23 protein-coding genes and 6 tRNA genes are annotated in these 21,666 nt (G+C 56.8%); 19 read left to right on the top strand and 10 right to left on the bottom strand.

Annotated elements, in window-relative coordinates:
* Positions 1 to 8: 8 nt before the first annotated feature.
* Positions 9 to 84 (top strand) — tRNA-Thr (locus tag H8S02_RS11785).
* 96 nt (positions 85 to 180) lie between these two features.
* Here H8S02_RS11785 and H8S02_RS11780 read toward each other — a convergent pair.
* Positions 181 to 975, bottom strand: a complete 795-nt coding sequence (locus tag H8S02_RS11780) for a ZIP family metal transporter (RefSeq protein WP_186970671.1) — start codon at positions 973 to 975, stop codon at positions 181 to 183.
* Positions 976 to 1,110: 135 nt separating this feature from the next.
* Between H8S02_RS11780 and H8S02_RS11775 the strand changes: the two genes are divergently transcribed.
* From H8S02_RS11775 to H8S02_RS11760, 4 genes are all read left to right on the top strand, one after another.
* On the top strand, positions 1,111 to 1,506 hold the full coding sequence (locus tag H8S02_RS11775; RefSeq protein ID WP_243166518.1) for a DUF3783 domain-containing protein: 396 nt from the start codon (positions 1,111 to 1,113) through the stop codon (positions 1,504 to 1,506).
* The gene (locus tag H8S02_RS11770; RefSeq protein ID WP_186970670.1) at positions 1,503 to 2,321 is read left to right on the top strand and encodes a DNA-3-methyladenine glycosylase family protein; all 819 of its coding nucleotides are present in this window, start codon (positions 1,503 to 1,505) and stop codon (positions 2,319 to 2,321) included. Before H8S02_RS11775 ends, H8S02_RS11770 begins: the two co-directional genes overlap by 4 nt.
* 22 nt (positions 2,322 to 2,343) lie before the next feature.
* Complete coding sequence (trxA, locus tag H8S02_RS11765; protein WP_186970669.1) at positions 2,344 to 2,649, top strand: thioredoxin; 306 nt, start codon at positions 2,344 to 2,346, stop codon at positions 2,647 to 2,649.
* Between the two features lie 203 nt (positions 2,650 to 2,852).
* A complete protein-coding gene (locus H8S02_RS11760; RefSeq protein WP_186970668.1) occupies positions 2,853 to 4,280 on the top strand; it encodes a lipopolysaccharide biosynthesis protein in 1,428 nt (475 codons plus the stop codon).
* A 55-nt stretch (positions 4,281 to 4,335) separates the two neighbouring features.
* Here the strand turns inward: H8S02_RS11760 and H8S02_RS11755 are convergent, their stop codons facing one another.
* The 3 genes from H8S02_RS11755 to H8S02_RS11745 form a co-directional block, all read right to left on the bottom strand.
* A complete protein-coding gene (locus H8S02_RS11755) occupies positions 4,336 to 5,781 on the bottom strand; it encodes a TrkH family potassium uptake protein (RefSeq protein WP_186970667.1) in 1,446 nt (481 codons plus the stop codon).
* The gene (gene trkA / locus H8S02_RS11750) at positions 5,782 to 7,143 is read right to left on the bottom strand and encodes a Trk system potassium transporter TrkA (RefSeq protein WP_186970666.1); all 1,362 of its coding nucleotides are present in this window, start codon (positions 7,141 to 7,143) and stop codon (positions 5,782 to 5,784) included.
* A 260-nt stretch (positions 7,144 to 7,403) separates the two neighbouring features.
* Positions 7,404 to 7,769 carry an LPS biosynthesis protein gene (locus tag H8S02_RS11745; protein WP_186970665.1) on the bottom strand — a complete coding sequence of 122 codons (366 nt, stop codon included), beginning with the start codon at positions 7,767 to 7,769 and terminating at the stop codon, positions 7,404 to 7,406.
* Between the two features lie 828 nt (positions 7,770 to 8,597).
* Between H8S02_RS11745 and H8S02_RS11740 the strand changes: the two genes are divergently transcribed.
* Positions 8,598 to 9,617 carry a Gfo/Idh/MocA family oxidoreductase gene (locus H8S02_RS11740; RefSeq protein WP_186970664.1) on the top strand — a complete coding sequence of 340 codons (1,020 nt, stop codon included), beginning with the start codon at positions 8,598 to 8,600 and terminating at the stop codon, positions 9,615 to 9,617.
* Positions 9,618 to 9,734: 117 nt separating this feature from the next.
* Here H8S02_RS11740 and H8S02_RS11735 read toward each other — a convergent pair.
* Positions 9,735 to 9,808 (bottom strand) — tRNA-Gln (locus H8S02_RS11735).
* A gap of 181 nt (positions 9,809 to 9,989) precedes the next feature.
* On the opposite strand from H8S02_RS11735, the gene H8S02_RS11730 reads away from it, so the two are divergent.
* From H8S02_RS11730 to H8S02_RS11695, 8 genes are all read left to right on the top strand, one after another.
* A tRNA-Asn gene (locus tag H8S02_RS11730) sits at positions 9,990 to 10,065 on the top strand.
* A 3-nt stretch (positions 10,066 to 10,068) separates the two neighbouring features.
* Positions 10,069 to 10,144, top strand: a tRNA-Trp gene (locus H8S02_RS11725).
* 2 nt (positions 10,145 to 10,146) lie between these two features.
* A tRNA-Thr gene (locus H8S02_RS11720) sits at positions 10,147 to 10,222 on the top strand.
* 68 nt (positions 10,223 to 10,290) lie between these two features.
* The gene (locus H8S02_RS11715; protein WP_186970663.1) at positions 10,291 to 11,193 is read left to right on the top strand and encodes a DMT family transporter; all 903 of its coding nucleotides are present in this window, start codon (positions 10,291 to 10,293) and stop codon (positions 11,191 to 11,193) included.
* Positions 11,194 to 11,572: 379 nt separating this feature from the next.
* Entirely contained in the window at positions 11,573 to 11,944 is a 372-nt protein-coding gene (gene ylxM / locus H8S02_RS11710) for a YlxM family DNA-binding protein (protein WP_118686797.1), read from the top strand.
* A gap of 1 nt (position 11,945) precedes the next feature.
* Positions 11,946 to 13,304, top strand: coding sequence for a signal recognition particle protein (gene ffh, locus H8S02_RS11705; protein WP_186970662.1), 1,359 nt, complete (start codon positions 11,946 to 11,948; stop codon positions 13,302 to 13,304).
* Positions 13,305 to 13,368: 64 nt separating this feature from the next.
* Positions 13,369 to 13,611 carry a 30S ribosomal protein S16 gene (gene rpsP / locus H8S02_RS11700; protein ID WP_118686795.1) on the top strand — a complete coding sequence of 81 codons (243 nt, stop codon included), beginning with the start codon at positions 13,369 to 13,371 and terminating at the stop codon, positions 13,609 to 13,611.
* A gap of 14 nt (positions 13,612 to 13,625) precedes the next feature.
* Positions 13,626 to 13,856 (top strand): KH domain-containing protein, encoded by a 231-nt coding sequence (locus H8S02_RS11695; protein WP_031476974.1) that lies wholly within the window; start codon positions 13,626 to 13,628, stop codon positions 13,854 to 13,856.
* Between the two features lie 160 nt (positions 13,857 to 14,016).
* Here H8S02_RS11695 and H8S02_RS11690 read toward each other — a convergent pair whose 3' ends face one another.
* Both H8S02_RS11690 and H8S02_RS11685 read right to left on the bottom strand, forming a co-directional pair.
* On the bottom strand, positions 14,017 to 14,874 hold the full coding sequence (locus H8S02_RS11690; RefSeq protein ID WP_186970661.1) for an NAD(P)/FAD-dependent oxidoreductase: 858 nt from the start codon (positions 14,872 to 14,874) through the stop codon (positions 14,017 to 14,019).
* Positions 14,875 to 14,884: 10 nt separating this feature from the next.
* Positions 14,885 to 15,730, bottom strand: coding sequence for an aminotransferase class IV (locus tag H8S02_RS11685; protein ID WP_186970660.1), 846 nt, complete (start codon positions 15,728 to 15,730; stop codon positions 14,885 to 14,887).
* A gap of 151 nt (positions 15,731 to 15,881) precedes the next feature.
* On the opposite strand from H8S02_RS11685, the gene H8S02_RS11680 reads away from it, so the two are divergent.
* The 3 genes from H8S02_RS11680 to H8S02_RS11670 all read left to right on the top strand — a co-directional run bounded on the left by H8S02_RS11680 (position 15,882) and on the right by H8S02_RS11670 (position 16,820).
* The gene (locus tag H8S02_RS11680) at positions 15,882 to 16,022 is read left to right on the top strand and encodes a hypothetical protein (RefSeq protein ID WP_186970659.1); all 141 of its coding nucleotides are present in this window, start codon (positions 15,882 to 15,884) and stop codon (positions 16,020 to 16,022) included.
* A gap of 57 nt (positions 16,023 to 16,079) precedes the next feature.
* Positions 16,080 to 16,646, top strand: coding sequence for an epoxyqueuosine reductase QueH (locus tag H8S02_RS11675; RefSeq protein ID WP_186970658.1), 567 nt, complete (start codon positions 16,080 to 16,082; stop codon positions 16,644 to 16,646).
* A 97-nt stretch (positions 16,647 to 16,743) separates the two neighbouring features.
* Positions 16,744 to 16,820 (top strand) — tRNA-Arg (locus H8S02_RS11670).
* Positions 16,821 to 16,972: 152 nt separating this feature from the next.
* Here the strand turns inward: H8S02_RS11670 and H8S02_RS11665 are convergent.
* The 3 genes from H8S02_RS11665 to H8S02_RS11655 all read right to left on the bottom strand — a co-directional run bounded on the left by H8S02_RS11665 (position 16,973) and on the right by H8S02_RS11655 (position 19,370).
* Positions 16,973 to 18,352 (bottom strand): tyrosine-type recombinase/integrase, encoded by a 1,380-nt coding sequence (locus tag H8S02_RS11665; protein ID WP_186970657.1) that lies wholly within the window; start codon positions 18,350 to 18,352, stop codon positions 16,973 to 16,975.
* A gap of 99 nt (positions 18,353 to 18,451) precedes the next feature.
* The gene (locus tag H8S02_RS11660; RefSeq protein WP_186970656.1) at positions 18,452 to 18,724 is read right to left on the bottom strand and encodes a MerR family transcriptional regulator; all 273 of its coding nucleotides are present in this window, start codon (positions 18,722 to 18,724) and stop codon (positions 18,452 to 18,454) included.
* A 10-nt stretch (positions 18,725 to 18,734) separates the two neighbouring features.
* Complete coding sequence (locus H8S02_RS11655; RefSeq protein WP_186970655.1) at positions 18,735 to 19,370, bottom strand: DEAD/DEAH box helicase; 636 nt, start codon at positions 19,368 to 19,370, stop codon at positions 18,735 to 18,737.
* A 259-nt stretch (positions 19,371 to 19,629) separates the two neighbouring features.
* Here H8S02_RS11655 and H8S02_RS12635 point away from each other — a divergent pair, with 259 nt between their 5' ends.
* Together H8S02_RS12635 and H8S02_RS11645 are read left to right on the top strand one after the other, a co-directional pair.
* Entirely contained in the window at positions 19,630 to 21,174 is a 1,545-nt protein-coding gene (locus H8S02_RS12635) for a glycohydrolase toxin TNT-related protein (protein ID WP_243166517.1), read from the top strand.
* Complete coding sequence (locus H8S02_RS11645; protein WP_118722972.1) at positions 21,171 to 21,650, top strand: hypothetical protein; 480 nt, start codon at positions 21,171 to 21,173, stop codon at positions 21,648 to 21,650. The genes H8S02_RS12635 and H8S02_RS11645 overlap by 4 nt, the downstream gene beginning before the upstream one ends.
* The last annotated feature ends 16 nt before the right edge of the window (positions 21,651 to 21,666 follow it).

Genomic DNA, 21,666 nt, shown 5'->3' with positions numbered 1-21,666 from the left:
TTCCTTTTGCTGATATAGCTCAGTCGGTAGAGTGCATCCTTGGTAAGGATGAGGTCACCAGTTCGAATCTGGTTATCAGCTCCATCAAAGCATCATCTTCGGATGATGCTTTTTTGTTTACCGGGAAACGGGGAAGGGGCAGCCGGAAGACTGCCCCTGAGCGCTTATTCTGGGTTTTGCTTACCCGAGCGCAACGTCCAGTATCATCATCACGAGAAAGCCGGCCATGACGCCGAGCGTACCCGAATGAGAATGCTCGCCTAAATGCGCTTCCGGGATCAGCTCCTCGACGACGACATACAGCATTGCACCGGCGGCGGCAGACAGCAGCCACGGCATGAAGGGGGTCAGCTGCGCGGAGACGAGGACGACCCCAACGCCGAAAAGCGGCTCTACGATGCCGCTCAGTGCGCCGTAGACAAAGGATTTCATACGGCTCAGGCCTTCCTGATGCAGCGGCAGTGCAACGGCGGCCCCTTCGGGGAAGTTCTGTATGCCGATGCCGAGCGCGAGCGCACCGGCCGCCGCGACCAGTCCCCTGCTGCCGCCGTGCTGTGCGGCGCGTGCAAACGACAGGCCGACGGCCATTCCTTCGGGAATATTGTGCAGAGTCACCGCGAGTACAAGCAGTGTCGTGCGTCGGAACGAGGACGGCAGTCCCTCTGCGTGCGCCGCGCCGTTGTGCAGATGCGGCAGCAGGCCGTCCAGCAGCAGCATGAGCAGGATGCCGAGGAGAAAGCCGCCTGACGCCGGAAGCCACCCGACGCCCCCGGCCTGTTCGGTCTCCTCGATCGCCGGGATGAGCAGGCTCCAGACCGATGCTGCGATCATTACTCCGGCGGCAAAGCCGAGAAAAATGCGCTGCATCAGCGCGGTCGATTGCTTTTTCATAAAAAATACCATCGCCGCACCGAGGGCCGTCATAGAGAACGTGAAGCCCGTACCGGCTGCGGCCCATAAAAGCGCCTGCTGCATCGTGTATTTCCTCCTGTGGTTAGTTTAAGCTAACTAAAGGATAGCATGAAGAAACCGTCCCTGTCAAGCGTTCTTGACAAAACTATATAATAATAGTATACTATATGCGAGAAGAGAAACGGAAATTCCATCCCTATGAAAATCGAGGTGAACTGCATGGCAAAATCGCGTGAAACCGCGCTGTATTACGATCCGGAGGGCGGAGAACGTGCGCAGCAGGTGAAGACCGTTCTGGTCTGCATGGGCGCGCGCATCAGAAACATAGCGGCGGCGGACTTCGCGCAGACGGTCGGCTTCACGCTCGGCCGCGCAGGCTTCGCGCAGAGCGCGGACACCGCGGAGGCGGCGGAGCAGCCGATGCTCGTGCTCGACGGGTTTACCTCCAAACGTCTGGACGTTCTGCTGCGCGAGCTGCGGCAGCACGGCGTGTCTGTGCCGTACAAGGCGATCGTGACCGAGCACAATCTCCCGTGGACGCTGCGTGCGCTGTACGACGAGCTGGTGCGCGAGCATGAGGCGATGCACGGATGATCGAATATGTCATTCCGGATTTCAATATCGACCAGATCGCGCGTTCCGGTCAGTGCTTTCGCTTTCGACGCGAGGAAGAAGGGCGTTATTCGCTGATCGCCGGCGGAAAATGGCTGGACATCGAGCAGAACGGCGAAACCGTTCGCTTTTCCTGCACAGAAAACGAATTTGAGGGGTTCTGGCGCGATTACTTTGATCTGAATGCCGATTACGGGCGCTATAAATCAAAGGTCGCAAAGCGGGATGCCTATCTGCGTGCGGCGGTCGAAACGGGGAGCGGCCTGCGCATCCTGCGGCAGGAGCTGTGGGAAACGATCATCTGCTTCATCATTTCGCAGCAGAACAACATTCCCCGCATCACGAAGTGCGTGGACGGACTGTGTACGCTGTTCGGAGAGGCAAGGCAGCGCGCAAACGGCGAGGTCTATCATGCCTTTCCGACGGCGGAGCGCCTCGCGCAGTGCACGCCCGAGGAGCTGTCGCCAATCCGGCTCGGCTATCGCGCGAAATACATCTGCGCGACGGCGCGGCAAGTCGCATCGGGCGCGGTCGATCTGGAAAAGGTCGCTTGCATGAAGTACGCAGACGCGAAAAACGAGCTGCTGCGGCTGACCGGCGTGGGAATCAAGGTCGCGGAGTGCATCTGCCTGTTTGGCCTGCACCATATCGACGCCTTTCCCATCGACACGCATATCCGGCAGATGCTCGACGCACACTATCCGAAAGGCTTTCCGCTGACGCGGTACAGGGGCTTTGCGGGCGTCATGCAGCAGTATGCGTTCTTTTTCGAGCTGGAAACGCAAAATAATAGATAAAAAACCAAAGGAGTTGTTTCTTATGGCAGTCATTACGATCACGAAGGATAATTTCAAGAGCGAGGTTCTCGAGTCTGACAAGCCGGTCCTGCTCGATTTCTGGGCAACCTGGTGCGGTCCGTGCCGCATGGTCTCTCCGATCGTGGACGAGATCTCGGAGGAGCGCCGCGACATCAAGGTCGGCAAGATCAACGTGGACGAGCAGATGGAGCTGGCGCAGCAGTTCCGCATCGTCTCCATCCCGACGCTTGTCGTGATGAAGGACGGTCAGATCGCGAACAAGGCGGTCGGCGCGATGCCGAAGGAAGACATTCTGGCGCTTCTGTAAAAAAATTCGAAGATCTTGGGCAGGGAAACCAGACGGATTCCCTGCCCAGTCTGTTGATAAGGTTTATTTTCACACAAAGAAGCAATCGCGCGGCAGTCAAAGGGCAGAGACTTTTGCCGGACCGGTCGATTTTTCACGATTTATATGCTATAATAGATTTATCTGACCGAAAGAGAGGGATGGCTTTGTCCTCCAAAAATACCATGACACGGGATGCGATGATGTTCCTGCCGGCGAAGGTCGTCGAGGGTCTGCTCGTCATAGCCTGCTCGTCGCTCTATACGCACATCTTCGTCGAGGGTGCTGTCACCGGCTTCAACCTGACCAACACGACCGTGCAGCTGATCTACCTCATCCTTGCCGGCTGGATGGCGAATTCCGCGACGCGCTATGTCGGCGAGGAATACCGCGCGGACAGCGGGCGCGGCCTGTTTTCGACCGTTTCGACCATTTATCTGGGACTGTGCGTGATCGTCGCGGCAGGCTGCGGCATCACGGCAGTTGTAACGGGCAACACGCTTTACTGGGGCGGCGCGCTGATGTTCTGCTCGTATACCGCGTTTCAGGTGCTGAACGCCGCGCTCATTCAGCTCGGCCGCGTCAAGGCGTCGATTTTCTGGTCGCTGACCTCGGCCTCGCTCAAGCTCGCGGTCGCGTTCGCGCTCGTCGGCGGCAAGTCGAATTACCCTTCTGCGTTCCCGGCGATCTTCGCGAACACAATCGCGGACGGCGTAGCGGCCGTCGGCGCAGTATTCGCGCTCGGCCTTCCGGCCATTGTCCGCCTGCGCTGTTTCTCCAGACCGCTGCTCAGCCGCTTCCTCAAGTACGGCGTTCCGCTGATGGGCGTTTCGATCTCGGTCGCGCTGCTCAACCAGATCGACAAATATCTCGTGGTCGGCTTTTACGGCGACGTGCTGTACGCCTACTATTCGACCAACAACTCGATCGCGAGCGGCCTGTTCACCATGATCTCGGTCGGCATCATGCGCGGCGTTTATCCGGCGGTGCTCCGCGCGTGGCGCGACGGCGGAAAGGCGGCCGCCAAGCCGCTGCTCGATCAGGGCGTTCGCCTGTACCTGCTCATCGCCGTCCCGGCGGTCGCCGGTCTGACCGCAGTCTCGCTCCCGATGTCGCGCTTTCTGTTCGCGAAGGGCTATGAGGCCGGCGCGCCTGTCATCGCCTACACGGCGCTCGCCATGCTGTTCATGGGTCTGACCGAGTACGCGAACAAGGCCTACGAGCTCGAGCAGGCGACCGTGCACGTATTGCAGAACAGCGCCATCGCGGCCTGCATCAAGGTCGTCAGCAGCATCGTGCTGCTCAAGGCGCTCGGCTTTACGGGCGGCGCGCTCGGCTCGATCGTAGCCTTCGCGTCCTATTTCTTTATCACCTGTGTGCGCGTCCGTTCGCGCTTCCTGTTCCGCGTGCCGACGCTCTCGGTCGTGCGCATCATCGTTTCCGCAGCGCTCTGCGGCGCGGCGGCCTATGGGTGCACGCTGCTGCCGCTCGGCAATCTCCTGCGGCTCGCGCTCGCCTGCGTGGTCGGTGCGGCGGTCTACGCCGTGTGCATCATCGCCTCCGGCGAGGGCAGGGAAGAGGTGCAGGCTGTCCTGCGCCGCATCAGAAAATAAAGAAAAAACACCTTCCGAAACGGCTGAGACCGTCGCGGAAGGTGTTTTTTACTGTTTACTTGTTTCTCTGCCAGGTGCCCGGCGTGAACAGCAGGAGCATGGGGAACAGCTCCAGACGGCCGGCGAGCATATCGAAGATGAGCACGCACTTGCTCAGCGGCGGGAAAAAGCCGAAGTTGCAGGTCGGGCCGCACAGCGAAAGACCCGGGCCGACGTTGTTGAGCGTGGTCGCGACCGAGGTGAAGCAGGTCACGAGATCCTCACAGTTCAGCGATATAATGAGCAGCGAGAGGATGAAGATGAACGCATAGGCAACGACGAACACATTGATCGAGCGCATGACCTCATGCGGGACGCGCTGACCGTCCATCTTGTTGACGCGCACGAGACGCGGATGGATGAGGCACATCAGCTCCTTCTTGACGCTCTTTCCGAGCAGCAGGATGCGCGAGCATTTTATGCCGCCGCCGGTCGAACCGGCGCACGCGCCGATGAACATCAGCAGCACGAGCAGGGCACGGCTGAACGTCGGCCACTGGTCGAAATCCACGGTCGAAAAACCGGTCGTTGTGATGATGGACGCGACCTGGAACAGGGCGTGATGGAAGCTCTCGCGCAGCGAGCCGAACATCGGCCGCACGTTAAAGGCGATGAGCCCGGCGAACACGAAAATGACGCCGAGATAGACGCGGATCTCCTCGATGCGGAACGCCTGACGGAATTTGCGCGTGAGGATGAGAAAATAGGCGCTGAAATTGATGCCGAACAGGATCATAAAGACCGTGATGACGTTCTGGAGGTACGCGCTGTTGTAGTGCGCGATGGAATCGTTCCAGTTGCCGAAGCCGCCCGTACCGGCCGTGCCGAGCGAGACGCAGATCGCGTCGAAGAGCGGCATGCCGCCGATGAGCAGCAGGATCATCTGGAGCACGGTCAGACCGAAGTAGATCGCGTACAGGATGGTCGCGGTGTCGCGCATATGCGGCGACATCTTGGAGACCGAGGGACCGGGGCTTTCCGCACGCATGAGGAAGATGGTCTGTCCGCCCGCGAGCGGGAGCACGATCAGCATGAACACGAGCACGCCCATGCCGCCGACCCAGTGCGTCAGGCAGCGCCAGAGCATGGAGGCGTGGCTGAGCGCCTCGACGTCGCCGAGGATGGTTGCGCCGGTCGTGGTGAAGCCGGAAACCGTCTCGAAGAGCGCGTCGATGAAAAACGGGATCTCGCGGCTCAGGACAAACGGCAGCGCACCGATGACCGCGAGGATGAGCCAGCACAGCGCGACCGTCACATAGCCCTCACGGGCGTAGAAGCGGGTGTTCTTCGGCTTTCTGTGGCACAGGAGCGCCGCGCCGGCGAGACTGATGGCGGCCGCGATCAGATAAGCCGGAAGCTCTGGTTCGCCGTAGATGACGGCGGTCAGCGCCGGGAGGAGCAGAAAGATCGACTCGATACCGAGCATCCAGCCGATCAGGTAGCGAACGATGACAAAATTCATTTACCGTGCCTCCTGCGGCAGGAAAATATCCTGCAGATCGTTCATGCCCTGACGGGTAGAGACGACGATAACGGTGTCGCCCTCCTGAAGCTCGTCGCGGCCGCGCGGGATGATGCGGCGGCCCTTGCGGTTGATGCAGCACAGCAGCACATCCGGGCGGATGGGCATATCCTGAAGCGGAACGCCGGTCAGATGGTGCGCCGCGACACGGAATTCGAGCGCCTCCGCGCCGCCGAGCTGATGGAGCGTCTCGACGTTCGAGCCCATGGAGTTCTGCATGGCGCGGGTGTACTGGCCGATGAGCTCGGCGGTGGTCTGCTTGGGTCGGATGATCGTGCCGATGGGCAGATGGGAGATGACCTCCTCGAAGTTCACGCGGTTGACCTTGGTGAACAGACGAGCCTTAGAGTGACGTCCGGCGTGCATGGAGAGCAGGATGTTCTCCTCGTCCATGCCGGTGAGGGACACGAACGCGCCGCAGGAGGACAGACCCTCCTCGTCGAGCAGCTCGCGGTCGGTGCCGTCGCCGTGGATAACGGTTGCCGCAGGCAGCTTTTCCGACAGAAATTCACAACGTTCCAGACGGTTTTCGATGATCTTGACCGAAATGCCGGAATCGAGCAGGATCTTCGCGAGGAAAAAGGCGATCTTGCCGCCGCCGACGAGCATGGCGGTCTTGATCGGCATACTCGGCACGCCGACCTGGTCGAAAAAGAACTTCTGCTCCTTCGGCGGGATGATGACCGTGACGTCGTCGCCGGTGTGCAGGATAAAGTCGCCCTTGGGGATGTAGGTCGTTTCGCCGCGGCGGACCATGCACAGCAGTACATTGGTGCGCAGAAGGGGATTGACCTCGCAGACCGCCATGCCGTCCAGACGGGACTCGGCCGGAATGCGGATGTCGAGCAGCTCGATGCGTCCGCGCGCGAACGTGCTGACGCCGATCGCAGACGGAAAACGCATCAGACGGGAAACGACGCGGGCGGTCGAAAGCTCGGGATTGATCGCCATGGAAATACCGAGCTCGTCGCGGATAAAGCCGAGATCGGCCACATACTGCGGATCACGCACGCGCGCGATCGCATGGCAGCCGGAAGCCTTTCGGGCGGTCAGGCAGGAGAGAAGGTTGATCTCGTCGTGTGCCGTGACCGCGATGACGAGGTCGGTGTCCTGCACGCCCGCCTCGAGCAGAACCTGATAGCTTGTGCCGCTGCCGGCAACAGCCGTGAGGTCGAGACGGTTGGTCAGCTTCTCCAGACGCCGTTCGGACAGGTCGATGAGCGTCAGCTCATGACCCTCTGCGGAGAGCTGCTCCGCCAGTGCGGAGCCTACCTTGCCGCAGCCTACAATTATGATGCGCATACTGCGCCTCCGATCTTATATACTGAGCGGCGGAGCGCTCCGATAAAGCGTCCGTCGCCTGCCGGGCGAATACCTCGCCCATGTTACTATTGGATTATAGCCTTTCGGCGCAGAAAAAGCAATATGCAGAGCACAGTTCTGGAAACATTTTAACGAAATACAGATATTTTCCCCGATTTATCCGAAAAAATACAGAAAGAAAAGGCTCACCGAAGTGAGCCTTTGAGACTGGCGGAACCGTGCAGATTTCGAGTGGAATTTTATTCGCAGCCGCCGCAGCTGTCGCAGCCGCCGGTGCAGCCCTGCGCCTCGGCGGCCTCGCGCTCGGCCTTGACGCGCGCTTCATAGGCATGGAGCGAGCCCTCAGTGATGTGGCTGAGGGCGGCGATGCGCTCGTTGACCATATCCCACAGGCACATGGGCAGGTGGTCGCGGTGGCCGCGGTGGATGGTCACGCATTCGAAGCAGTTGCCGTGATGGCGGCAGGCCTCTTTGCAGGGGCAGTGGTCGCCGGACTCACGCACCTGACGCAGGAATTCCAGCTTGATTTTAAGCGCCTCGTCCTTAAAGCCCTGCTGGTCGAGCTCATTTTGCAGGATGGCAAGTTCATTTCCGTCGATTTTCATAGTTATACGCCTCATTTTCTTTCTGGCGCCGCCAGAAAGCGGAACGGCGGCGCGGTACTCTGTATTTCAAGAATAGCAGAAAAGGCAGTATCAGTCAAGGGGAAGGCCGTGTCCACGGCGGGGGCAAGAGGGGGCAAGGGCACCGTATGGTTCCCTTGCCCCCTCTTGACTCCCCCAAACCCTCCTTTGCACCGCGACTCCCTTCGGTCGCGCGGCGAAACGAGAGAAACGGGGGCTCGGTTCCGTGCGTCGGGCAGGTTTGGGGACGCTGTTAGGCCCTGAGGTTACTTTGCGTGATTGGCAGCGCTGTCAGTGCGCGGCCATCCGGTGCAGGGCGTTTGCATTGTACTGCGAAAAGCTCCGCTTCCATCAAGTGCTGATCCTTGGAGCACCAAACGCCCCTGTGGGCCCCTCGCATTTAGACGCGCGACCGAAGGGAGTCGCGTCCTAAGGAAAGGTTGGGGAGTCAAGAGGGGCAGGGAAACCTTGGTGTCCCTGCCCCTCTTGCCCCCGCCGCCGGGCGGCGGCAATGCCCGGCCTGCCCATCGGCAGCCAATCTCGCCTGCGGCGGCAGGCCGCCGGAACGGCGGAACCGTTTCCCGTCGCTGACGGGAAAGAAAGAGGCCGCGCTTGCCGCTATAGCAAGAATTTGAAAGTTTCTCCGTCTGCTCTCGGTTTTTCTGCGGAAAATCCCTCGTTCTTTTCGCAAGATTGCTCTGGTTTTTCCCCGCCGGAAGCGCTAAAATAGAGCCATAGTCAACAGAGAGAACAGGCGGCCCAAACAGCCGCGAAAAGAGAGTTTTTGGATTGAAAAGGAGAGTTTCTGCTATGAAAACTGTAAAGATTGGTTCGGTTGGCCTGGGCCGTCTGGGCCACGAGCACGCAAAGAACCTCGCAACGCAGGTTCCGGGCTGTGAGCTGGCAGCGATCTGCGACGTAGACGCAGACCGCGTCAAGGAGGTCGCCGAAGAGCTCGGCGTTCAGTACACCTACACTGACTTCGAGGAGATGTGCAGGAACCCGGAGCTCGACGCGATCGTCATCGTTTCCCCGTCCTTCCTGCACTGCCAGCAGATCGAGATCGCCATGAACAACGGCAAGCACGTTTTCTGCGAGAAGCCGCTTGGCACCGACGTAGAGCAGTGCAAGGCTGCGGAAAAGGTCATCGAGGCACACCCCGATCTGATCTTCCAGCTGGGCTTTATGCGCCGCTTCGACAAGTCCTATGCTGAGGCAAAGCGCAAGATCGACAACGGCGACATCGGCAAGGTCGTTCTGGTCCGTTCCTACACGCAGGACCCGCGCAGCACCATCGAGTCTACCCTCAAGTTCGCACCGCACTCCGGCGGTCAGTACCTCGATATGTGCGTACATGACATCGACCTCATCCGCTGGTTCACCGGCTCCAACGTCAAGAACGTCTGGGCGATCGGCGGCGTATTCGAGTTCGACCTGTACAAGGAGCTGAACGATGCCGACAACGCAGCCGCTACCATCCAGATGGAGAACGGCGCAATGGGCTTCATGTTCACCAACCGCACCCATGCGGCAGGCTCGAACGTCGAGACCGAGATCATCGGCACGCACGGCACGCTGCGCATCGCGAACGTCGGCGCAAAGAACCTGCTGAACATCGTCGACGAGCACGGATCCCGCGAGGAATACTATCCGGACTTCATGAGCCGCTGGCACGAGGCCTTCGTGGCCGAGATGGTTGCCTTCACCGGCCATGTCCGCGACAACACCAAGCCGGCTGACCTCACCGTTTATGACGGCACCGCAGTCTCCGAGGCTGCTTACCGCTGCAAGGAGTCCTTCGAGACCGGCAAGATGCTGCCGATCCGTTAACAAGTGAAGCAGAAGCGCCCGCTCTATCCGGTTTACGGAACGAGCGGGCGCTTTTTGGGGTCGATCATGGAAAAAAGGCAGAAAAAAACCCCGAAACCGTAAGGTTTCGGGGCAATGTGGCAGCCGAAGAAGGATTCGAACCCTCACAAACAGAGTCAGAGTCTGTCGTGCTACCTTTACACAATTCGGCTTTGTCCTGTGCGACTTTAACAGTATATAATATTCAGAGAGAATTGTCAAGCGAAAAATGCAAAAAAATATGGAAAGATTTTTTGCTGCAAATCTATTGACAAGTCCCGCGCTTTCGCGATATAATATGTAAGCTGATTGTGATAAAATTCATGTCGGCAATGTACCAGCATATTTCAACATTCCTCAATAGCTCAGTTGGTAGAGCATGCGGCTGTTAACCGCAGGGTCGTTGGTTCGAGTCCAACTTGAGGAGCCACACAGGGGTATAGCTCAGCTGGTAGAGCATCGGTCTCCAAAACCGAGTGCCGTGGGTTCGATCCCTACTGCCCCTGCCAATGCTGATATAGCTCAGTAGGTAGAGTGCATCCTTGGTAAGGATGAGGTCACCAGTTCGAATCTGGTTATCAGCTCCAAAGAGAACCGCTTTGAAAAGAGCGGTTCTTTTTTTGTAAAAAATCCTGTCTCGGGGGGAGAGATACGAATGAAACTGCGAAATTCCCTGCTTCTGCTGATCACAGCGACCATCTGGGGCACGGCGTTCGTGGCGCAGAGCGTCGGCATGGACTATGTCGGGCCGATGACCTACGTCTGCGCGCGAAGCATCATCGGAATGATCGTGCTGCTGCCTGTGATCGCGGTGCTGAACCGGGTCGGGCCGCCGCGCGCGGCTGAAACGCCGGAGGAACGCCGGAAGGGACGGAAAACGCTTGTCATCGGTGGCGTCTGCTGCGGCGCCGTCCTGTGTATCGCAAGCTGTACGCAGCAGCTCACGCTGCTGCACACCACGGTCGGCAAGGCAGGTTTTATGACCGCGTGCTATATTCTGGTCGTGCCGCTGATCGGCCTGCTGTTCGGCCGCCGCTGCGGCCTCAAGCACTGGTGCAGCGTCGCGATCGCGCTGGCCGGCCTGTACTTCCTGTGCATGACGGGCGGCGGCTTCAGCCTCGATCTGGGCACGCTGCTCGGTCTCTGCTGCGCGTTCCTGTTCTCCTGCCACATTCTCGTCATCGACTATTTTTCGACCAGAGTGAACGGCGTAAAAATGTCCTGCATCCAGTTTTTCACCTGCGCGGTCCTCGCGGGCATCGGCATGCTGCTCTTTGAACAGCCGACGTGGGCGAATATTCTCGCTGCGTGGAAGCCCATCCTGTATGCGGGCGCGATGTCCTCGGGCGTGGCGTACACGTTCCAGATCATCGGCCAGAAGGGACTGCGTCCGACGATCGCAAGCCTTATCATGAGCCTGGAATCGGTTATCTCGGCCATCTCCGGCTGGCTGCTGCTCGATCAGGCGCTGTCGGCGCGCGAGATCTTCGGCTGCGTGCTGATGTTCGGCGCGATCGTGCTCGCGCAGCTGCCGGAAAAGCGCAGGGCGCAGGCGTGATTATATAATAATATGGTTTGTCAATAAAGCTGCATTTGCATAAAAACAGCAGCCGCGCGATAGCGCGCATCAAACAGCAATCACGAAGTGATTGTATAAAAACCGGGGACATGCGCCTCGGTTTTTATACTTTAAGGGGGAGAAAGTTTCCGAATGGGAACTTTCGGACGACTTGTGTTCTGCGTTCGTCAGAACACAGATTGCCGGAAAAACTGTAGTTTTTCGACAGTCTCAGGGGATGCCTTCGGGCATCCTTTTTGCATTGCGTACAGTTCGAAAAATTTCTGCAAATTCTTCTTGACTTTCGCGGTCTCATCATGTAGAATAAATACGTTCGATGTAAAGGCGTAGAACTTTACACTGTCAAGGAGGCCCGCCGATGAAAGGCAAACCGCTCGAAATGAGCCTGCTGTTCGACTTTTACGGCGAGACGCTCACGGAAAAGCAGCGCGAGCTGTTCGACCTGTACTATAACGAAGATCTGTCTCTCGCGGAGATCGCGGAGCACGCGGGCATCACCCGTCAGGGTGTGCGCGACAGCATCAAGCGCGCGGAACACGCGCTCGGCGAGATGGAGAGCAAGCTCGGACTGGTCGCCCGTTACGGCGACACCGAACGCTGCGCCGGAGAGCTTCGGGAAGAGGTCAGCCGCCTGCGAGCCCTTAACACCGACACACTGCACAGCCCGGAGGCGGAGGCCATCGCCGACCGCATGACCGCGCTGCTCGACCAGCTCAGGCAGGAGGCTTAATATGGCATTTGAAGGTCTTACCGAAAAAATTTCATCTGCGTTTAAGCATCTGCGAAGCAAAGGCCGTCTGACCGAGTCCGACATCAAGGAGGCTATGCGTGAGATCCGCATGGCGCTGCTCGAGGCGGACGTCAACTTCAAGGTCGCGAAGGATTTCATCAAGGCCGTCACCGAAAAGGCGACCGATGCCGAGATCCTGGAAAGCCTTTCGCCCTCTCAGCAGGTCATTAAAATCGTAAACGAGGAACTGGTTGCCCTGCTCGGCGGCCAGACCACCCGTCTTACCATATCCCCGAACCCGCCGACCATTGTCATGATGGTAGGTCTGCAGGGTGCGGGCAAAACGACAAACTGCGCAAAGCTTGCCGCTCTGCTCCGGAAACAGCAGCAGAGACGTCCGCTGCTCGTCGCCTGTGACGTTTACCGTCCGGCCGCGATCGAACAGCTGAAGGTAGTCGGCAGGCAGCTGAATATCCCCGTTTTTGACGAGGGACAGGGCGACCCGGTCGAGATCGCGAAGCACGGCATCGACTACGCCCGCCGAAACGGCTACGACCTTGTCTTTCTCGATACCGCAGGCCGCCTGCATATCGACGAAAAGCTGATGGACGAGCTGAAAAACATCAAGGCCACGGTCAAGCCGACCGAGATCATCCTCGTCGTTGACGCGATGACCGGTCAGGACGCCGTAACGGTCGCACAGACCTTTGACGAAGCCCTCGGCATCGACGGCGTGCTCATGTCCAAGATGGACGGCGACGCACGCGGCGGCGCGGCGCTTTCGGTCAAGGCCGTTACCGGCAAGCCGATCAAGTTCATCGGTACGGGCGAGAAGCTCGGCGACATCGAGCCGTTCCACCCCGACCGCATGGCAAGCCGCATCCTTGGCATGGGCGACGTACTGACGCTGATCGAAAAGGCACAGGAGTCCTTCGACCAGAAGCAGGCCGCCGAGACCGCCAAAAAGATGATGGCCGGCAAGCTGACGCTGACCGATTTTTACGACCAGCTTCAGAAAATGAAGAACATGGGCTCGATGGAAGAGATGCTCGGCATGCTGCCGGGCGTGGATGCAAAAGCCCTCGCCGGCGCGAAGATCGACGAAAAGCAGATGGCGCACACCGAAGCCATCATCCAGTCTATGACCCCGAAGGAGAGGGACAACCCCTCCATCATCAACTTTTCCCGCAAGAAGCGCATCGCAGCCGGCTGCGGCCTTTCGGTCGAGCAGGTCAACAAGCTGCTCAAGCAGTTCGAGGCCATGCAGAAGATGACCAAGCAGCTGACGAGCCTGGCCAAGAGCAAGGGCAAAAAGCGCCGCGGCTTCCCGGGACTCGGCAACCTCAAGCTGCCGTTCTGATTTGCTATTGTTTGTAAATTTCAATTTACAATAGATAAGTTTTAATACAGGAGGTGAAAATTTCATGGTAAAGATCAGACTGCGCCGCATGGGCGCTAAGAAGGCTCCGTTCTACCGCATCGTTGTCGCTGACTCTCGTTACCCGCGTGACGGCCGTTTCATCGAGGAGATCGGCACTTACAACCCGCTGACCAACCCGTCCACCGTTAACGTTGACGCTGACCGCGCTCAGGAGTGGATCAAGAAGGGTGCACAGCCGACCGATACTGTTCGCGGCATTCTGAAGAAGGCTGGCGTGCTGAATTGAGTGAGGTTGTCGAAATGAAAGAGTTATTGACTTATATCGTCAAAAATCTGGTTTCCGAGCCGGATGCGATTGCCATCACTGAGGAGATCGACGGCGACAACGTCACGTTTTCCCTGCGCGTAGCGCCCGGTGACATGGGCCGAGTGATCGGTCGTCACGGCCGCATCGCCAAGGAAATCCGCACACTCATGAAAGCGGCAGGCAATCGCGAAAACAAGCGCGTGACAGTCGATATTCTCGACTGAGCCTGCGCTCCTCGCGCCGAAGCGTCCTCTGCGACACTTCAACCTGAAATGAGATGCCGGTGCGCTGCATCGGCCCCTTGAAATCGCCGCTCAGCGGCGATTTATTTTTTAGACAACAAAAAACGAGAGTACAAAGGCTGTACTCTCGTTTTTTGTTCTGTTATTTCCGGAGGAATTTCACCGCGCTCATAGCGGCCTGCGCGCCGTCCGAGACCGCCTTTGCGATCTGGAGCAGGCCGCCGGTGCAGTCTCCTGCGGCGAACAGCCCGGGCACGGCGGTCGAGCCGTCGGCATTCGCCCTGATATGCGTGCCGTCGAGCGGCGCGCCGAGCTTTCGCGCGAAATCCGTGCTGCCTGCGGTGCCGAGCGCGACGAACACGCCGTCGAGCGGCAGCGTCTCACCGTCCGCGAAAACCACGCGCTCGACCGTTTCTCCGCCCTCGACGGCGGAGACCGGCCGGGTATCGACCGCAAGGCCGTCCGGAAGGTTCTCAGGTGCGCTCTGGCCGTTCGTCAGGAGCGTGACCGAGCCTGCGACCGGAAGCAGCACACGCGCCTCCTCGAGGGCGTATTCGCCTTGCCCGAGCACGGCGGCCGCCTTGCCGCGATAGAAAAACGCATCGCAGACCGCGCAGTAGCTCACGCCGCGTCCTTCGAACGTGCGGATGCCCGTAATAGCGGGGACAGCGCGCGGAGAGCCGGTCGCGAGCAGCACCGCGTCCGCATGGCGCTCGCCGCCGGTCGTCTTGACCGCAAAGCCGCGGTCGGCGTACTCGATTCCCGTGACCTCGGTGCGGTGCAGCCGCGCACCAAGACGGTCGGCCTGCGCCTGTCCGCGCGCGAGCAGCTCGGCCCCCGGGATCACATCGGGGAAGCCGAAATAGTTCTCGATCCTGTCGGCCTTTCCGAGCGCGCCATCATCCTTGTACAGCACATGAACGTCAAGACCTGCGCGCACCGCATAGATCGCGGCGCTGAGTCCGGCGGGACCGCCGCCGATGATAACCAGTGTGGGCATGGTGCCTCCTTTACTTTTCGGTACCCTCGATGAACTCCTGCTGATAAGCCTGTTGGAGGTGCTCCAGCAGCTCGGACGCCTTGCCGCCGACCGGCTTGCCGTCTACCTCGCAGACGCGGATGCAGTGCGAGCCGGTGGACAGGATCATGATCTCGTCTGCGGTCAGCAGCTCGTCCACCGTGAACGGCGCTACGCGGGACGGAATGCCCAGCTTGTCGCACAGGTCGAGGAAGTGCTTGCGCGTGATGCTTGGGAGGATAAGCTCGTCCGCCGGGGGCGTGCAGAACACGCCGTCGCGGATGATGGCGAGGCTGGAATGCGCGCCTTCGGTGACGCGGTCGCCGCGGTGGAACACGACCTCGTCGCAGCCTGCTTCGACCGCGCGCTGCATTGCCATGCAGTTGGGGATGAGGTTGAGGGTCTTGATGTTGCAGTGCAGGAAACGGGTGTCCTCGACCGTGATGAGCTTGTAGGGATGGTCGTGACGGTCGAGAGGGCAGGCCTCCGCGAACGCCATCAGCGTCGCCTTTGCGCCGGCCGGGAAGGCGTGCTTGCGGTGCGCTGCGGCGCGCGTGGACTGCCAGTACAGCATGTGCGGCGCGTCGCTGTCCAGACGGCTGACCAGATCGTTCAGCGTTGCGGCGAGCTCGCTGCGCTCCATCGGCGGCTCGATGCGCAGCAGTCTGAGGCTGTTATAGAAGCGGTCGAGATGATCGTCGAGCGCAAAGATCTTCTTGTTTCGGACCATGGCGGCGTCGTAAACGCCGTCGCCGAAATACAGACCGCGGTCGGTGATCGGCGCCTGAACCTCGTCGATGCGGCCGATTTTTCCGTTGTAGTATGCAATATCCTTCATTGGAATATGCCTCCTTTAATAAAAATTCCGATTTTTATTCAGTTCCAGTATAGCGTTTTTCGACGGGGTTTGCAAGTAGCAGACAAACGCGGTATAATAATGACAGGCAGCTGCAATCACTCTGTCAATCCGAATCTGCGGAGGTATCGCCATGGTTATTCTCGCGATCATATGTACAATCCTGGGCGGAGTCCTTGGGGCATTTCTCGAGCCGGTTTCCTTTTCTGTTTCTATTCCGATTGCGATTATGGGCGGCTTTATTCTAAAAGCCATCAAGGATAAACAGGAATGATAACCTTCCCGTTTACGCAGCGTAAAACCAAGTATCATTTCAGAAAGGTCTGATTTTTTGTCCGGAACACTTCTTCATATCTGCTGTGCGCCCTGCTCGATCGCGTGCATCGACACGCTGCGGCAGGAGGGCATCGAGCCGGTGGGTTTCTGGTATAATCCGAACATCCATCCGATGAAAGAGTACAAAATGCGCAAGAATACGCTTGTTGAGTACGCGAAAAGCATTGATCTCAAGCTGGAGATCGAAAACGAGTACGGCCTGCGCAGGTTTATTGAAGCGGTCTACCCGAACTGGGACAACCGCTGTGCGACCTGCTACGCGCTTCGCTTCGAGGAGACGGCTCGCTATGCCGCCGAGCACGGCTATGACCAGTTCACTTCGACGCTGTTCGTCAGTCCGTATCAGAATCATGAGCTGATGCGTCAGATCTGCGAGCAGATGGCCGAAAAGTACGGCGTCAAGTATCTGCACCGTGATTTTTCGCCCCGTTTCCGCGAGGGACAGGACAAGGCGCGCGAGCTGGGACTGTATATGCAGAACTACTGCGGCTGCGTTTTCTCCGAGGAGGACCGCTATCGCAAGCGCAAAAAGAAAAAACAGCCGGCCGACGCGCAGGCGTAAGATGAAAACCGGGGCGTTCCCGGCCAAACCGACCGAAATGCCCCGGAATAACTGCTTTACAAATCCACGAAAGACTGGTATACTATATCATGTACTCGCGCCCGTAGCTCAGCTGGATAGAGCGTTGGACTCCGACTCCAAAGGCCATGCGTTCGAATCGCACCGGGCGTACCACTTTGAACCGCTTGTTTCGTTGAAATGAGCGGTTTTTTGTTATCTTTTCGAGCGTTACTTTAGCGAAATAAAATCAAGGCTACTGTGCAGGCTACTACGTGGCAGCCTGAACAGTAAAAAAGAGCGGCAATGCCGCTCTTTTCGTTTATTGATTATTTGCCTTGTTGATTATTATCTGTCGGCTTGTACTGGCGCAGCATAACGTCAGCGATGCACTCACCTGCCTGCACGCGAGACTGCTCAATCAAGTGCGCGTAGTACATCTCGGTCGTAGCCGGACTGGAATGACCGAGCTGACGAGCAACGGTAACGACATCGGTATGGTTAGCAATCAGCACGCTGGCAACCGTATGGCGGAACGCATGCGGATTGATATGCGGCAGGTCATGCCGTTTGCTGAATTTATTAAGCCACGCGGTAATGCTGTCCGGGTGCATGACCTGTCCGTCATCCCTCGTGAACAGGAAACCTTCGTCATTCTGCCACCGATCACCGTTCAGCTTGCGCAGCTTCTCCTGCTCTATACGATATTCACGCAGCAGCGTGACAGTTTCATCCGGAATCGGGATAAAGCGCGTTTCACCGGTTTTCGGTGTTTCCTCATAAATACCGCGCGCCTTGGAATAGCGAAGATTAACCTCAATGTAAAGATAGCGCTCATCAAGGTGAACATTCTCCCACTTCAGCCCCATAATCTCGCCGCGCCGTGCACCGGTGACGATCAGCAGATGGGTAATCGTCCGCCACTTGAGCGGTTCGCTCTCGAGTGCCTGCAAAATGCGGAAGATCTCTTCCGGCTGGAAATAGTTGATCTTCTTTCGCTGAGCGCGAGGCAGCGTAGCGCGCGCCGCTGCATTGTAGGTTACGATCATTTCCTTCTCCGCCTGCGAAAGCACGGTGGAGATGAAACGATGATGCTGCAGAACGGTTTTAACCGCGAGGTGGTCGGTATTCAAGATGTACTCGAACAGCTTTTGCGGCGGTATACCCAGCGCCGCAGAAATTGCGTCTGCGGAGGACTTACGGATAACCTGTCCACGGCAGGCAGCCGTTATGGTAACAGCATTGAGGCGAGACAGCTTGGCCAGTTTGGCGCGCGAAATCTGCCGTTCGGTCAGCAGCGCGCCCAAATCAGCCTTCGAGCGTGCCTTGTCGAGCACATGCTTGGTGCAGTTCTGCAGAAGATCCATGTACAGGCGATTTAAGTGCTGCGGTCGCAGCTCGGTCAGCTTAATGTGACCAATCGCAGGGATAATGCGTTCGCACAGGTGCTTATACAGTTCAATCGTGCTGTGCTTGGTGCCGGTATGCTCCTTGAGGTCAATCACATAGGCAGCATATTCGGCAAACGTCTTGTTATTGTCCGGCTGAAACCCCAGCTTGATGCTGTTCTCAAACTCGTAGGCAATTTTCTGTGCCTCCCGCTCGGCACGCTGCTCCGACCAGTTTTCCGGCGCTTTCCAAGTCTTATAGTGACAGCGCTTGCGGTAGCGTTCATCATAGCCGCACGAAACCGTGATTTTGAAGCTCAAGCCGGATTTTGTGTGGATTTTCTTTATGCTTGGCACGTTTTTCTCTCCTTTCGTGTAGAATAATGCGGTGCGCCGCTTGGACGCACCGCAGACTATCGCTTATACCGAAATCTTTGCCGGAATGTACGACGGACGCTCATCATCCGACGAAACATGGTTGTTGCCCTCGGTCAGCAGTTTGATGACGTTCGGGTAATACAACAGCGACTTCCGGCCAATCTTAACGGCCGGCAGAATACCCTGACGGATAAATCCGCGTAGAGCATTCTCCGAAATATTGTGCCCCTCTGCGAGCAGACGGCGATGGGTTTCAGCGACGGTTGCCGTGTCGTAGAAACGACGCTGCGGAATGAATTGAATAGTATCAGACATAATACTTTCCTCACTTTCGAATTTTTGCTTGTTTTTCGAGGTTTTCCTTATTTAGGGGAACGAACCGCCCCAGTTTTGGAAACTTTGATTTGGCGGTATGGCCGTCCTTGCCGACCTCAACCAGACCATTCTCACGCAGCAGCTTGCCGGTGGCAGAATCTGTCCAAACTTTACCACTAACCGAGCTCAACAGCTCCTGCAGGCTGGCAAGTCGTATGTACGCCACTGTGTGCTTGTGCCCCTCGAAACCAGCGTATTTGTTCTTCTGAATTGCCTTCCACAGATGCGGATCATTCAGCCGTTCCGGTGCAACAAAGAGCGCCTGAAGCTTGCGGTGCTTCAATCTTTCAATAATATTGGTATTCTCTGCATTGCCGCCGTACAGGCAGCCCGCTCGGATTTCGCTGTCCTCGCAGCGCTGCACTAAGTCCCGCATCAATGCAACCGTCGGGAGAATGCCAATCAGCAGATCGTTTGGGTGCATGGCAACCATAGAAAGAAAGCAGATCGACTTGCCTTCAGAGGTTCGAGCTAAGCCAAGAACATCTTTACCATTGAGTAAGTCTGTAATTACATCCTTCTGAAACGCTTTCAGCTTCGATATACCAAAGCTATTGCATATCATCTTTTCCTGTTTGTTTGTCATAATTTTCACTCCTAAACATAGAATTTTCGTTCAAAACTGAAATTTAGAAATTTCATCTGAACTGCCTTTATTCCATTGTTGAGAGCGTAATCAAATTATAATTTCACAGAAAAAACATGATATATAATAATAATAATAATCATGGCGAATAAATGATGCTGTAAACGTGGCAATGGTCAAAAGATTGACCTTGCAAAAGTCTGAATCTCGTCCTATTCTATCAATCACACGGATAGAACGGACTTGAAAGGAGGACTTCATGCAGGCAATCAAAACAGTCGCGTTGCGGGAAGCAGAGAACACCAGCAGACGAATTCGGGAACAGACAGCGTGGTTTTATCTCCGGCATATGAACATCGACGAGGACACTTCCCCCTCCACAGCATTTCATGCACTCCTGACACGGAAAGAACGTGAATCTCTGCCCACACCGCAAGGCGAAAAAGAAAAAGAGGTACGGAGCCAGCTTTGCACTCGTTCGGCCTTGTTAGAAGCACAGCTTTATGATACGATAAACGCATACACAAAGCTTTTTATCATGAACGATGCCAGTCTGCCAGATGATCTGCGTAAAAAGCTGAATGCTGAGCTGGAGCAGTTTAATGCACAGACAACGCAGATGCTGACCGACAAATCAGCCGATTGTGTGCGCCGAAATGCGTCGGCCGATCAGATGGCTGAAGAGCTGCTTGAGGTGTTCAATAAAGCGGCGAAAAAGCTGGCCGGGGACATCGACGGAGCCTATATGCAGGCGAGCTGGTATTATCTTCTGCATCAGTTCGCTAAGGCAGGATACCGTGAATTTCGGCATGTTGTCGAACATAAAGCTGGACTTTGCGAAACCTGTCTGAGCCTGAGCGAACAAACATTTACTCTGGAGGAACTGGTACAGCAGGAGCTTTTGCCGCCGCTGCATCCCAATTGCCGCTGCGTTATCGTGCCGGTTTATGAAACCGGGATGGACGGAAATCGAACATCCGGCGGTTTCAGCTCGAAAACGACAAACTGGTATGACGGACTCCTGCAAATTCCGGCTGAGGCCAAAGCACTCCTGAACGGTTTTGTATCGGCGCAGCAGGAGCGTATCGGCCGCGGAACGCTTGGCGGATTTCTTGATTGGCTCACAATGGGCACGATCAGTGGGTTTTATGACGGCTTAAAGACACGCACCGGCGCTGTTTTCGAAAATCCATCGCTGTATAACATTGCAAACTGGCTGACTTTAGGCACTGCCGATACCGTAAAAGGTGCGGTTGCGCCGGAAAAACCGCTATCGCTTGAGCATTGGCTGGATTCGATAGGCGTTGTCTCCATTGCGCTTGGCGCATATGAATTGGCGCAGAAATATGCACCGGCAGCGATCGATGATGTTGCGGCGTTTGAAAATGCAGCGGCTCAAAACGCTGCGGAAATCAACCTGCCGGAAGATGCTCTTATTGTCCGTGATACCAAATATCTTGATGAAAGCGGTCATGTTGACTACCTTAAATACGCATTAGATGATGGATTTGTGGCAGGGACAAAGCATATAGAAACACTTGATACTGGTGTTTTAATTGACCGCTATGGCGGACCAGGCGGTGATTTTACCGCGCCGAAAGGCACACCATATAAAATGCGATCATTGCCCTATTACAAAAATCAAAATGTATATCACATTTATCGAGTAATTAAACCCATTGAAAATGTAGAAGCAGGGACAATCGCTCCGGCGTTTGGCGAACCGGGCGGCGGAATTCAATATAAATTGCCTGCACCGATTGAAAAGTTACTTGGCGAATATTTGGAGGAGGTTACTCAATGATTACAATGAACCGAAAACAGCTGCTTGCAATTTTCCGCTATCTGAAAGTACCATGCGACACTTATGACCTTGGGACAAGTATGAGAATCGAGGCCTGCTATGATGTGGAGTATACAGAGCAGGGCTGGGAAATGTGCCGCTTTGACCGCGGCAAAAAATACAGCGTTAAAATCTTTGACAACGAAACCGATGCATGTTTTGCGCTCCTTAACCATGTAATGCATATGCGTGGGCTTTCCGTAAGACTTTCCCTGAGCATCCATCAGCTTCATTCCATTCTGGTCTATCTGAAAGTGCCCGAAGACCTGTATGATTTCAGTGCCGGATATTTCGGTACGAACTGCTATTCCATGGAATGGACAGCACAGGGCTGGGAGGTATTCTTCGCCGTGAACGGCGAAAAGTGTGATGTTGCCGTCTTTGACAGCGAAACCGATGCCTGCCTCGACCTGCTGTATAAGGTGATGCACCGGTAAGGACAGCCACTCAGAC

The organism is Agathobaculum hominis (genome assembly GCF_014288055.1).
GTDB lineage: Bacteria > Bacillota > Clostridia > Oscillospirales > Butyricicoccaceae > Agathobaculum > Agathobaculum hominis.
This window is presented reverse-complemented; position numbering and strand designations above follow the sequence as displayed.

What these genes read in the sequence shown, in the direction of transcription:
- H8S02_RS11780 (WP_186970671.1), bottom strand. Translation starts at nt 975, where the DNA reads ATGCAGCAGGCGCTTTTATGGGCCGCAGCCGGTACGGGCTTCACGTTC.
- H8S02_RS11775 (WP_243166518.1), top strand. Translation starts at nt 1,111, where the DNA reads ATGAAAATCGAGGTGAACTGCATGGCAAAATCGCGTGAAACCGCGCTG.
- H8S02_RS11770 (WP_186970670.1), top strand. Translation starts at nt 1,503, where the DNA reads ATGATCGAATATGTCATTCCGGATTTCAATATCGACCAGATCGCGCGT.
- trxA (WP_186970669.1), top strand. Translation starts at nt 2,344, where the DNA reads ATGGCAGTCATTACGATCACGAAGGATAATTTCAAGAGCGAGGTTCTC.
- H8S02_RS11760 (WP_186970668.1), top strand. Translation starts at nt 2,853, where the DNA reads ATGACACGGGATGCGATGATGTTCCTGCCGGCGAAGGTCGTCGAGGGT.
- H8S02_RS11755 (WP_186970667.1), bottom strand. Translation starts at nt 5,781, where the DNA reads ATGAATTTTGTCATCGTTCGCTACCTGATCGGCTGGATGCTCGGTATC.
- trkA (WP_186970666.1), bottom strand. Translation starts at nt 7,143, where the DNA reads ATGCGCATCATAATTGTAGGCTGCGGCAAGGTAGGCTCCGCACTGGCG.
- H8S02_RS11745 (WP_186970665.1), bottom strand. Translation starts at nt 7,769, where the DNA reads ATGAAAATCGACGGAAATGAACTTGCCATCCTGCAAAATGAGCTCGAC.
- H8S02_RS11740 (WP_186970664.1), top strand. Translation starts at nt 8,598, where the DNA reads ATGAAAACTGTAAAGATTGGTTCGGTTGGCCTGGGCCGTCTGGGCCAC.
- H8S02_RS11715 (WP_186970663.1), top strand. Translation starts at nt 10,291, where the DNA reads ATGAAACTGCGAAATTCCCTGCTTCTGCTGATCACAGCGACCATCTGG.
- ylxM (WP_118686797.1), top strand. Translation starts at nt 11,573, where the DNA reads ATGAAAGGCAAACCGCTCGAAATGAGCCTGCTGTTCGACTTTTACGGC.
- ffh (WP_186970662.1), top strand. Translation starts at nt 11,946, where the DNA reads ATGGCATTTGAAGGTCTTACCGAAAAAATTTCATCTGCGTTTAAGCAT.
- rpsP (WP_118686795.1), top strand. Translation starts at nt 13,369, where the DNA reads ATGGTAAAGATCAGACTGCGCCGCATGGGCGCTAAGAAGGCTCCGTTC.
- H8S02_RS11695 (WP_031476974.1), top strand. Translation starts at nt 13,626, where the DNA reads ATGAAAGAGTTATTGACTTATATCGTCAAAAATCTGGTTTCCGAGCCG.
- H8S02_RS11690 (WP_186970661.1), bottom strand. Translation starts at nt 14,874, where the DNA reads ATGCCCACACTGGTTATCATCGGCGGCGGTCCCGCCGGACTCAGCGCC.
- H8S02_RS11685 (WP_186970660.1), bottom strand. Translation starts at nt 15,730, where the DNA reads ATGAAGGATATTGCATACTACAACGGAAAAATCGGCCGCATCGACGAG.
- H8S02_RS11680 (WP_186970659.1), top strand. Translation starts at nt 15,882, where the DNA reads ATGGTTATTCTCGCGATCATATGTACAATCCTGGGCGGAGTCCTTGGG.
- H8S02_RS11660 (WP_186970656.1), bottom strand. Translation starts at nt 18,724, where the DNA reads ATGTCTGATACTATTCAATTCATTCCGCAGCGTCGTTTCTACGACACG.
- H8S02_RS11655 (WP_186970655.1), bottom strand. Translation starts at nt 19,370, where the DNA reads ATGACAAACAAACAGGAAAAGATGATATGCAATAGCTTTGGTATATCG.
- H8S02_RS12635 (WP_243166517.1), top strand. Translation starts at nt 19,630, where the DNA reads ATGCAGGCAATCAAAACAGTCGCGTTGCGGGAAGCAGAGAACACCAGC.
- H8S02_RS11645 (WP_118722972.1), top strand. Translation starts at nt 21,171, where the DNA reads ATGATTACAATGAACCGAAAACAGCTGCTTGCAATTTTCCGCTATCTG.